This window comes from Brevibacillus halotolerans (assembly GCF_026891775.1).
GTDB lineage: Bacteria > Bacillota > Bacilli > Brevibacillales > Brevibacillaceae > Brevibacillus_B > Brevibacillus_B halotolerans.
Genome location: NZ_JAPTNK010000012.1, coordinates 58,253 through 71,039, shown reverse-complemented (window position 1 = coordinate 71,039; position 12,787 = coordinate 58,253). Strand labels below are relative to the sequence as shown.

1 protein-coding gene (only partly in view) is annotated in these 12,787 nt (G+C 43.2%); it reads left to right on the top strand.

Annotated elements, in window-relative coordinates:
• On the top strand, positions 1 to 12,787 hold the end of the coding sequence (locus O0550_RS15715) for a non-ribosomal peptide synthase/polyketide synthase (RefSeq protein ID WP_258426782.1). Its footprint begins 23,786 nt before the window's first position; the window shows 12,787 of its 36,573 coding nt (coding positions 23,787-36,573); its start codon lies off the left edge, out of view; it ends in the stop codon at positions 12,785 to 12,787.

Sequence of the window (12,787 nt, the reverse complement as noted above, 5' to 3'; positions counted from 1 at the left end):
TGTACCAGGAGAAAGAATTTATCAAACAGGAGATTTGGCCAAATGGCTACCAGATGGAACGATCGAGTATCTTGGTCGGATTGACCATCAGGTAAAAATTAGAGGCCATCGAATCGAGCTAGGTGAAATAGAGACACAGCTATTACATGTAAGCTCTGTAGCGGAGGCAGTGGTCATTGCACGTGGAGATCAAGAGGGTCAGCAGCAGCTATGCGCTTATTTTGTAGCAGATCAGCCACTAACTGTCTATGATCTAAAAGCCCAATTGTCTCAGGAATTGCCAAGCTATATGGTTCCGTCCTACTTTATTCAATTGGAACAAATGCCACTTACACCAAATGGAAAAATTGATCGTAACGCACTGCCTGCCCCAGAAGGAGGCATTCACACTGGAGCAGAGTACGTGGCACCTCGTACTTGGATGGAAGTTAAGCTGGTACAAATTTGGCAAGAGGTACTAGGACTAGAAACCATCGGAATAAGAGATAACTTCTTTGAAATCGGTGGGCATTCCTTACGAGCCACCAACTTGGTAGCGAGGATCTATAAAGAAATGAACAAAAATCTTCCTCTTCGGGATGTATTCCAATACCCGACTATCGAGCAAATGGCCAACGTAATAGCTGGTAAGGAGCAAAGTACGTATACCTCAATTCCAGTTACTGAGGAGCGAGAGTATTACCCTGTATCTTCTGCACAAAAACGTTTATACATTTTAAGTCAGTTCACAGGTGGCGAAATTAGCTACAATATGCCAGATATCGTGATGATTGAAGGCTCGTTGGATAAACAGCGGGTGGAGGAAGCCTTCCAGAAGCTGATCGAGCGTCACGAAACCCTACGAACCAGCTTTGAAATGGTAAATGGAGTACCAGTACAACGAGTTCATCAGGAGGTTGACTTCTCTATTTCGCATGTACGGGCAAGTCTTGAAGAAGCAAAAGAGCATGTCCGTGAATTTATCCGAGAATTTGACTTGAAAATGGCACCATTGCTACGTGTTGGTGTGATTGAAACCAACCCTGATCGTTACCTCATGCTATTTGATATGCACCATATCATTTCTGATGGGGTTTCAATGGGCAATCTTATTCAAGAATTCGCTCGACTATATGCAGGAGAAGAGCTATCACCGCTTCGCATCCAATACAAGGATTATGCGGCATGGCAACATACAAATGTTCATAGTGAGCAAATGCAACAGCAGGAAGCATATTGGCTGGATGCCTTCCGCAAAGAGGTTCCTGTACTAGACTTGCCTACCGACTATGTTCGACCGGCTCTACAAAGCTTTGCTGGTGAAACGATTGAATTTGTGATAGAGGATCATGATAGAGAGGGCTTAAAGAAACTCGCGGCTCAAACAGGTTCTACCTTACACATGGTCATGCTAGCAGCCTATACTACGCTCCTGCATAAATATACAGGACAAGAGGATATCATTGTGGGAACTCCGATTGCTGGAAGACCACATGCTGACCTTGAAGACATGATTGGTGTTTTCCTGAATACCTTAGCACTTCGCAACTATCCGTCTAAAGACAAATCCTTCGATGAATATTTGCAAGAAGTGAAGGTAAATGCTCTCAAAGCTTATGAAAATCAGGATTATCCATTTGAAGAATTGGTAGAAAAGCTGAAAGTAAATCGAGATTTAAGTCGAAATCCTCTGTTTGACACGATGTTTGAATTTATCACATTGGAGCAAGGCGAGCTACAGATGGAAGGTTTACATGTTAAGCCGTATCCAAGTGAAAATACCGTGGCTAAATTTGATCTAACGCTAGAAGCTATGGAGAGAGAAGAAGGAATTGTATGCACGTTAGAATATGCTACAGCTCTATTCAAGAGAGAGACTGTTGAGCGCATAGTAGGGCATTTCAAACAAATCATTTCTGCCATTGTCCAAAATCCTCAAAATACACTAGGGTCTTTCGACATGATTACTTTGGCAGAAAAAGAAGCAATTTTAGATGTGTTTAATGCTACGGCTATAGATTATGCAATCGAAAAAACGATACATCGCTTATTTGAAGAGCAAGTGGAGCGTACTCCAGATCAAGTAGCGGTTGTGCATGAGGGCGATCAATTAACCTACCGCGAACTCAACGAGCGAGCGAATCAACTAGCCCGAACATTGCGAGCTGAAGGTGTTGAAGCCGATCAGTTAGTAGGAATAATGGTTGATCGATCGGTTGAAATGATGGTTGGGATCTTGGGAATTCTCAAAGCTGGCGGTGCGTATGTACCAATTGATCCTGAATATCCAGAAGAACGTATCAGCTATATGCTAGAGGATGCTCAAGCGAAACTATTGGTCTTGCAGAGTCATTTAGTAGAGAGCGTATCCTTTACTGGAAAACTCGTACTGTTAGATGATTCCGACAGCTACGATCAAGATGGAACGAATCTAGCAGCAGCATCGAGCCCAGAGCATCTTGCTTATGTCATCTATACGTCAGGAACAACAGGCAAGCCTAAAGGTGTCATGATTGAGCACAAGCAGGTTACTTCAATCGCTGCTGCTTGGAACAAAGCGTACCGATTAGAAGAGAATGCCGTTCGATTGCTGCAATGGGCAAGCTTCTCATTTGACGTATTTACAGGTGATTATGTTCGAGCATTGTTACATGGCGGAAAATTAGTGATTTGCCCGAGTCAGTCCAGATTAGATCCTGTTCGTATCTACGGATTGATGAAAGAGTACAAAATCACCATTTTTGAATCTACACCAGCCATCGTTATTCCACTTATGGAGTACGTGTATGAAAACAGCTTGGACATTCGTTCTTTGAAAACATTAATTGTAGGATCAGATCAATGCCCTTCAGATGCCTTTGCTCAATTGGTGAGTAGATTTGGTTCACAAATACGTATTTTAAATAGTTACGGTGTTACAGAAGCGTGCATCGATTCTAGTTATTTCGAACAAGTAACGATTGTACCTTCAGTGAGCTTACCTATTGGGAAGCCATTGCCTAACGTCAATCTGTACGTGTTAAATGAGAACCATGCTATGTTGCCGATAGGTGTTCTAGGTGAACTGTATATTGGCGGAAAAGGAGTAGGGCGAGGCTATTTGAATCGACCAGAGCTAACGGCAGAAAAGTTTGTGGATAATCCGTTTGTTCCGGGAGAGAAAATGTACAGAACTGGAGATTTGGCAAGATGGTTGTCCGATGGAAACATGGAGTACGTTGGCCGAATCGACCACCAAGTAAAAATTCGCGGTAATCGGATTGAACTAGGGGAAGTTGAGTCCAAGCTCTTGAAGACGCCATTCATGCAGGAGGCTATCGTAGTTGCTCAAGAAAATGAGGCTGGGGTTAAGCAGTTGTGCGCTTATTTTGTAGCGACGAAAACCCTGACCCTAAGCGAACTTCGCAACACACTATCTCAAGAATTGCCAGGGTACATGATTCCAACCTACTTTATTCAATTGGATGAGATGCCACTAACGCCAAACGGTAAAATTGACCGCAAGGCTTTGCCGGCCCCAGAAGGAAGTGTACAAACAGGTGCAGATTACGTAGCTCCACGTACACCGGTTGAGAAGACGCTTGTGTCTATCTGGCAAGAAGTACTTGGAACGGATGCAATAGGGATCATGGATAAATTCTTTGATCTTGGTGGGGACTCTATCAAGTCCATCCAGGTATCATCACGCTTGTTCCAAGCAGGCTATAAGCTGGAAATGAAGGACTTGTTCCAATATCCAACCATTGCCGAATTGAGCAAACGGATTCAATCGATCACCAGATTGGCGGACCAAGGTGAAGTGATAGGCGAGGTGGAATTAACTCCGATTCAGCATTGGTTCTTTGAGCAAGCATACACACAACAACATCACTATAACCAGTCCGTTATGTTGTTTAAAGAGCAAGGCTTTGAGGAAGAAGCGCTTTGCAAGGTGATGCAAAAGATTGCTGAACACCATGATGCTGTGCGAACCGTATATATCCCAACGGATAACGGGTATAAAGCACGGAACCGTGGCATTGAGGAAGGCGAACTCTACAGCCTAGAGGTTGTTGATTTCCGAGATGTATCTGACGAAGCGACAGCGGTCGAAGCAAAAGCAAGTGAGCTGCAAAGCAGCATGAACATAAGCGAAGGACCGCTTATGAAGCTGGGCTTGTTCCGTTGCAAGCAAGGTGATCATTTGTTGATCATACTTCATCACCTAGTAGTAGATGGGGTTTCATGGCGCATTCTATTCGAAGATATTGCGAATGGGTTTGAACAAGCGCAGAACAAAGAGGACATTAGTCTTCCGTACAAAACAGATTCCTTCCAGATGTGGGCAGAACACTTGGCTCTTTATGCGAAGTCAGATGCGATGGAGCAAGAGCGAGAGTATTGGCAACACCTTGAACAAATTCCGATGACTCCGTTGCCAAAAGATAATGACCAAGCTACTTCGCTTATGAAAGACAGCCAGTATATTATGGTGCATTGGACAGCAGAGGAAACAGAGCAACTGCTGAAACAAGCGAATCGTGCCTACAATACAGAAGTGAATGATTTGCTGCTCACAGCACTTGGCATGGCTATACATTCTTGGACTGGAATAGAACAAATCCATGTGAGCCTAGAGGGTCATGGTCGCGAATCTATTATTGAAGACATGGATATTACCCGAACTGTCGGCTGGTTTACAAGTCAATATCCAGTAGTACTGACACTACATGAAGGAAAACATGTTTCCCAGCAAATCAAGAGTGTTAAAGAAGGGCTTCGCCATATCCCACAAAAAGGAATTGGTTACGGCATTCACAGATATTTGTCTAAGCGAAACGAGGATCGTACTTTTACGGATCCTGAGATTAGCTTTAACTATCTGGGACAATTTGACCAGGATTTGCAAAACAATGACATTAAGCTCTCTCCGTACGCAAGTGGTGCAGAGACAAGCCCGAATGCAGCAATGCCATTTACATTAGACATGAATGGTTTGATCTCAGAAGGCGCTCTATCCTTTGAAATTACGTACAGTGAAAAAGAGTACCAGAGAGAAACGATGGAGCAGCTAGCAGCATTACTACAAGCCAGCCTCCGAGAAGTTCTACATCACTGCGTAGCCAAGGAGCGGCCAGAATTAACGCCAAGCGATGTCTTGTTACGTGGACTGACTGTTGATGAATTGGAACAGATTGTTGAACAGACCAGTCATGTAGGTGAAGTGGAAAACATTTATGCGATGACACCTATGCAAAAGGGAATGTGGTTCCATAGCTTGATGGACCCGCAGTCTGGAGCTTATTTTGAACAAACGACTTTTGACATCCGTGGAAACTTCCATGTAGACATCTTTGAAACAAGCTTACGTATGCTGTTCCAAAGACATGAGATATTTAGAACGAATTTCTACAACGGATGGAAGGAGCAGCCGCTGCAGGTCGTATATCGAGAGAAAGATAGCTCTCTATATTATGAAGACCTGATGGTGATGGATGTAGAAGAGCGGGATGTTTACGTTACCTCCTTTATCAAGAAGGACAGGGAAACAGGCTTTGACTTAAGCCAGGATTTATTGATGCGCGTTTCTATTCTTCGGACAGAGGAAGAAGAATACAAAATGATTTGGAGCTCCCATCACATTTTAATGGATGGCTGGTGCTTATCTTTAGTTGCATCAGAGGTGTTTGAATGCTACTTTGCCATATTGCAGCAAAGAGCCCCACAATTGGCTGAAGTCTCACCTTATAGTGCCTATATTGAATGGCTGGAGCACCAAGACAGTAGGGAATCTTCTAGCTATTGGAGCAATTATTTGGCTGGCTATGAGCAACAAACAATCGTTCCAAAAGCAAAATCGCCAGATAAAGAAGCGGAGCAAATCTTTAGAACAAGCTTCTGCGATGTAGATAAAGATCTGACGGCACAGTTGAACAATCTAGCAAGACAGAATCAGGTGACAATCAATACATTAATGCAGACGGTATGGGGCATCATGCTTCAAAAATACAATGGAACGGATGATGTCGTCTTTGGAAGTGTAGTTTCTGGTAGACCAGCGGATATTCGAGACGTTGAGAATATGATCGGCTTGTTTATCAATACAATTCCTGTTCGTATCCATTGCGAGGAAGGTATTTCTTTCGCTGATTTATTAAAGCAGAATCAAGAAAAAGCTTTGGCATCTCATGCATATGACACGCATCCACTTTACGAAATTCAGGCTCTGACAGAACAAAAACAGGATTTGATCAACCATATTATGGTGTTTGAAAACTATCCTGTTGAAGAGCAGATGGAGCAGGTAGGAAAAGATGACGAAACGGCATTTGAGGTTACAAACGTCAAGATGGTCGAACAAACCAACTATGACTTTAATCTCATCGTAATTCCTGGTGAAGAAATTAGAATTCATGTCGATTACAATGCGGCTATGTACGATCAAGCGGGTGTTGAGAGAATCCTGGGGCATTTCGTTCATGTTATGCAGCAAGTGATCAATAACCCTGCCATCGCTGTGAATATGGTGGAAATAGTAACAGAGCAGGAAAAAGAGCAGATTATCAAGGAATTCAACCATACAGCAGTTCCTTATCCACAGGAGTACATGATTCATCAATTGTTTGAACAGCAAGCAGAACTCTCGGCAGATCAGCTAGCCATTGTATGCCAAAATAAGCAAATGACCTATCGTGAATTAAATGATCAAGCAAACCAACTAGCAAGAACATTACGATTGAAAGGTGTGCAAGCTGATCAATTGGTGGCCATTATGGCTGAACGTTCCACAGAAATGATCGTCGGCATACTGGCAATCCTGAAGGCTGGCGCTGCATACGTACCAATTGACCCTGAATACCCAGAGGATCGCATTCGTTACATGCTAGAGGATGCAGATGCGAAGTTGGTTGTTACGCAACAACCTTTGCTAGATCAGCTTTCCTTCTTTGCTACAGAAAGGCTTGTTCTTCTTGATGATTCTGCGAATTATCAGGCTGAGCGTTCCAATTTGGAGCCAATCCATGGACAAAGTGATTTAGCCTATGTGATCTATACCTCAGGCACAACGGGCAAACCAAAAGGGGTTATGGTCGAACACGCAAGTATTGCAAATACGATCCATTGGAAATCTAATGCATTCGGGTTTACGAAAAACGACCGCGTGCTGATGGTTACTCCATTTGTCTTCGATCCATTCCTGACACACTTGTTTGGTCCATTGGTATCTGGTTCAACGGTGTATTTGTTGCCGGATGGAGAAAGCAAAGACCCTGTTGCTATTAAAAATGCTATTACGCAAGAGAGCATTACACATCTGCAAAGCTCACCTAGTTTCTTATGGAGTATTGTGGATACGATGAATCCAGAGGATCTGAAGTCTGTAAGGAATATTGTAGTTGGGGGAGAAAAGATCGTTTCGTCGCTAGTTAACAAAGTGATGGAAATGAAGCCAAGCATTGAAATCTGCAACGAATACGGTCCAACAGAGAGCAGTGTAGTCTCTACATCTCTAAGGATTACGAATCCAGAACAGGAAATTTCTATCGGAAGCCCGATAGCAAATAAACAGGTCTATATCATTGGCGTTCACAATCAGCTTCAGCCAATTGGAGTAGCTGGGGAGCTATGCATGGCAGGAAGTGGTTTAGCTAGGGGATACCTGCACCTACCAGAGCTAACAGCGGAGAAATTCGTGGAGAATCCGTTTGCAGCCGGCGAACGGATGTATAAAACGGGTGACTTGGCCAGATGGTTACCAAACGGCAGCATTGAGTATTTAGGCCGAATTGATCATCAAGTGAAAATTCGCGGCTATCGTATTGAGCTTAGCGAAGTGGAAGTACAGCTAATGAAGGTGGCTCCTATTCAGGAAGCGATCGTCATTGTAAAAGAAGGAGATGCTGGACAAAATCAGTTATGTGCCTACTTTGTTTCTGAAGATCAGTTGAAGGCACGTGAACTGCGAAAAGCATTAAATCAGGTTCTGCCTGAATTCATGGTTCCATCTTACTTTGTACAATTGGAGAAAATGCCTCTTACTCCAAATGGAAAAATTGATCGAAAAGCTTTGCCAGTGCCAGAAGAAAGCATTCAAACTGGAAACGAGTATGTTGCTCCCAAGACACCAGTGGAAACAGCTTTGGCATTGATTTGGCAAGAGGTGCTTGGCCTTTCAACTGTTGGAGTGACAGAGAATTTCTTTGATGTGGGAGGGCATTCGCTACGTGCCACTACTTTAGTTGCCAAGATTCATAAAGTGATGAATGTTGCGATACCACTAAGGGACATTTTCAAATATCCGACGATTGAACAGTTGGCTCAGCTGATAGCCAGTATGGAGCATAACACGTACGCTTCTATTCCTGTCATAGAGAACAGTGAGTACTACTTGGTTTCCTCTGCTCAAAAGAGACTATACATTCTAAGTCATCTTGAAGGTGGAGAGCTAAGCTACAACATGCCAGGCATTATGATGCTAGAGGGTTCGCTAGATAAGGATCGTGTAGAAGCAGCTTTCCAACAATTAGCGCAACGTCACGAAACATTACGCACAGGCTTTGAGCTTGTAAATGGGGAACCAATGCAACGAGTACACGATGAGGTGTCGTTTAAGCTGGAGTATTGGGAAACCAACTTAGAGGAAGCAGAACCAATTATAGAAGGATTCGTACGTGCGTTTGATCTCAAACAGGCTCCGCTATTGCGGGTAGGCTTACTTTCAGTCAATGTGAATCAGTACATTCTGCTATTTGATATGCATCATATTATCTCTGACGGTGTATCTATGGGCGTTCTCATGCAAGAATTTGTCCAGATATATCGGGGAGAAGAGCTTTCTCCACTACGAATCCAATACAAGGATTATGCCGCTTGGCAGCAAGCAGGCATGCAAAGCGAGTGGATGAGCAAGCAGGAAGCATACTGGATGAAAGTCTTTGCTGGTGAAATACCTGTTCTGGACATGCCAATTGATTATCAGCGACCTGCAAACAGAAAATTTGAGGGAGAAGCCGTCGAATTCATAATCAATAAACAGAGAAGCGAAGGCTTGAAAAAACTCGCAGCCGATCATGAGTCCACCTTGTATATGGTGTTACTTGCAGTCTATACCACATTGCTTGCTAAACAGAGCGGTCAGGAAGACATTATTGTAGGTACGCCGATTGCAGCAAGACCACACGCTGATCTGGAGTCCATTATCGGTATGTTTGTTAACACCTTAGCCATTCGGAATTACCCAGAAGCGGATAAATCCTTCTTGACTTACTTACAAGAGGTCAAAGACAATTCGTTACAAGCTTTTGAAAATCAGGACTATCCATTTGAAGAATTAGTAGAAAAGCTGGATGTGAAACGAGATCTAAGCCGTAACCCGCTGTTTGACACAATGTTTGTGCTGCAAAACACGGAACAAGGAGATCTGTCCATTGAAGGCTTGCAACTAAAACCTTATGGAGAACAACCAATAGTAGCTAAGTTTGATTTGACCTTAAATGCGGAAGAGCTTGAGGATAGCATCGTTTGCAGCTTTGATTTTGCAAGCTCCCTGTACAAGCGCGAAACCATAGAACGACTGATTGAACATTTCATGCAGGTGATTGATTCTGTTCTTGCAAATCCAGATGCACTCCTTTCCTCTATTGAGATGATTACGTCACATGAAAAGACTGCCATTCTTGAGACATTTAACGATTCAGAGGCGGATTATCCACGCGAGAAGGCAATTCATCAGTTGTTTGAAGAGCAGGCAGCACTTGTACCAGATCATGTCGCAGTCTTCTTTGAGGGGGAACAGCTTTCTTATCGTGATCTAAACGAGAAGGCAAATCGACTTGCAAGATCATTAGTAGCTCAAGGTGTTCAGGCTGATGAGTTAGTAGGCATCATGGCTGAACGATCCTTGGATATGGTTGTAGGAATGCTTGCGATCCTCAAAGCAGGAGGAGCCTATGTACCGATTGATCCAGAGTATCCAGAAGATCGTATTGCCTATATGCTGGAGGATTCGAATGTGAATCTGCTATTGTTGCAGTCCCATTTACTAGGACGTGTAGCTTTTGATAAACAGGTCTTGTTACTAGATGACGAACAATCCTATCAGACTGATCACTCTAATCTGGAGCTGCGCTCTGGACCAAGGAATCTGGCGTATGTGATCTATACGTCAGGGACTACAGGTAAGCCAAAAGGTACCTTGATCGAGCATAAGAACGTGGTTCGTCTGTTATTTAACAGCAAAAATTTGTTTGATTTTACTGATTCTGATACATGGACGCTATTCCATTCGTTCTGCTTTGATTTCTCTGTGTGGGAAATGTACGGAGCACTCTTATACGGTGGAAAATTGGTTATCGTGCCTCCGTTAACAGCGAAGAATCCGAAGCAATTCCTTCAGTTACTTCAGGATCAACAAGTGACGATATTAAATCAAACACCAACCTATTTCTATCAATTGCTTCAGGAAGAAGCGAAGGATAATAGAAAAGAGTTGTCTCTACGAAATGTGATTTTCGGTGGAGAAGCGTTAAGTCCAGCTTTATTGAAGGATTGGAAGGCGAAATACCCACAAGTCAAGCTAATCAACATGTATGGAATAACAGAAACCACTGTCCATGTTACGTACAAGGAAATTACCGAAGTAGAAATTTCTCAAGCGAAAAGCAATATCGGTAAAACAATCCCAACCTTATCTGCTTACATTCTCGATGAACATTTACGCCTTCAACCTGTAGGAGTTAAGGGAGAATTGTATATTGCTGGTGAAGGATTAGCCCGTGGCTACTTAAATCGTCCAGAGTTGACCAATGAGCGATTTGTTCCTAATCCGTTTGTACCTGGTGAACGTATGTATAAGACTGGCGATCTAGCGAGATGGCTGGCAGATGGCAATATTGAGTATTTAGGCCGAATTGATCATCAAGTCAAAATTCGCGGCTATCGCATTGAGCTGGGAGAAGTTGAAACGCAGCTTCTAAACATCGAATCCATGCAAGAAGCGATTGTGATAGCACATGAAGACGCAAGCGGTGACAAATACTTATGCGCGTATTTTGTTGCAGATCATGAGCTGACTGTAGCAGAGCTAAGAAAAGCATTGTCACAACAGTTACCGGACTATATGATTCCAGCTTATTTTGTCCAAATGGAACGCATGCCTCTGACTGGAAACGGTAAATTAGACCGAAAAGCGTTGCCAACACCAGAAGAAAGTATGCAAACAGGTAGAGAATATGTTGCCCCTAGAACCGGGGTGGAAGCGAAGCTAGCTCAAATTTGGCAGGAAGTCCTAGGGCTATCGCAAGTAGGGATTACAGAAAACTTCTTTGAGATCGGAGGACATTCCTTACGTGCTACGACCCTTGTAGCCAAAATACATCAAGCATTGGACACAAGCATTACACTGCGAGATGTATTCCAAATGCCAACGATTGAGCAGATGGCTGAGCACATTGCCACTACAGAGAAGCAAGCTTATATATCCATTCCTCTTGCGGAGGAAAAAGAGTACTATCCAGTGTCTTCAGCTCAAAAACGTCTCTATATTTTGAGTCACGTCGATGGTGGAGAGCTTAGCTACAATATGCCGGGAGTGATGAGAATTGAAGGTCAACTTGATTGGATGAAGCTAGAGACAGCATTCCGCCAATTGATTGATCGTCATGAGTCATTACGCACAGGTTTTGAAATGGTCGATGGAGAGGTAGTTCAACGGATCTACAAAGATGTGGAGTTCACTTTAGAGAAGATACAAGCAAGAGAAGAGGAAGTGAATGCACATCTTAACAGCTTTGTGCGGAAATTTGATCTTCAACAAGCACCGTTGATCAGAGCTGGCCTAATAGAAATAGAGCCAGATCGCCATATCCTACTCTATGACATGCACCATATCATTTCTGATGGAATTTCGATGGGTATCCTTATACAAGAAGTGGCCGAGTTGTATGAGGGCAAGGAATTGTCCCCATTGCGGCTACAGTACAAGGATTATGCGGTTTGGCAGCAGCAACGAGCGAAGAGCGAGCTCTATGAACAGCAAGAAAACTATTGGTTTGGTGAGTTCTTTGGTCCATTGCCTGTCTTGGATTTAATGATTGCTTATCCGAGACCTGCGGTACGCAGCTTTGAGGGCGCTGAGCATGAATTTGTCATTGACCGTGCTTTGGCAGACCAAGTCACCCAATTGGCTGAAAATAGCGGAAGCACTTTATATATGCTTCTCATGGCTACCTATACAATCTTGCTTTCTAAGTACAGTGGACAAGAGGATATCATTGTTGGTACTCCTGTTGGTGGAAGACTTTCTGCCGAATTAGAACCACTTATCGGTATGTTTGTTAACACCTTAGCAATTCGTAACTATCCGCAGAAGGATAAGACGTTCCAAGGATACCTTGAAGAGGTGAAAGAGCGCACGCTACAAGCGTTTGAAAACCAAGAGTATCCATTGGAAGAATTAGTGGAAAGGCTGAATGTGAAGCGGGATCCAAGCCGAAATCCACTCTTCGACACAGTGTTTGTTATGCAAAATACGGAGGATCAGGAAGCAACCATTGGATCGTTATCCGTTACTCCTTATGTACAAGACCATACTGTAGCTAAATTTGACCTAACCTTGTCAATGAGTACAGAAGAGGGAGAGATCAGGGGAGCATTCGAATATTGCACAAAACTTTTCAATAAAAACATGATTGAACAGGTAGCAAATGATTTCGTACGGATCCTATCTGAGGTTGTTAGCACTCCAGACAGAAAGCTAGGGGAATTCGAGCTAGTAGAGAATACAGCTAGCAATCAAGACCTAGTAGAATCTATTACATTTGATTTCTAA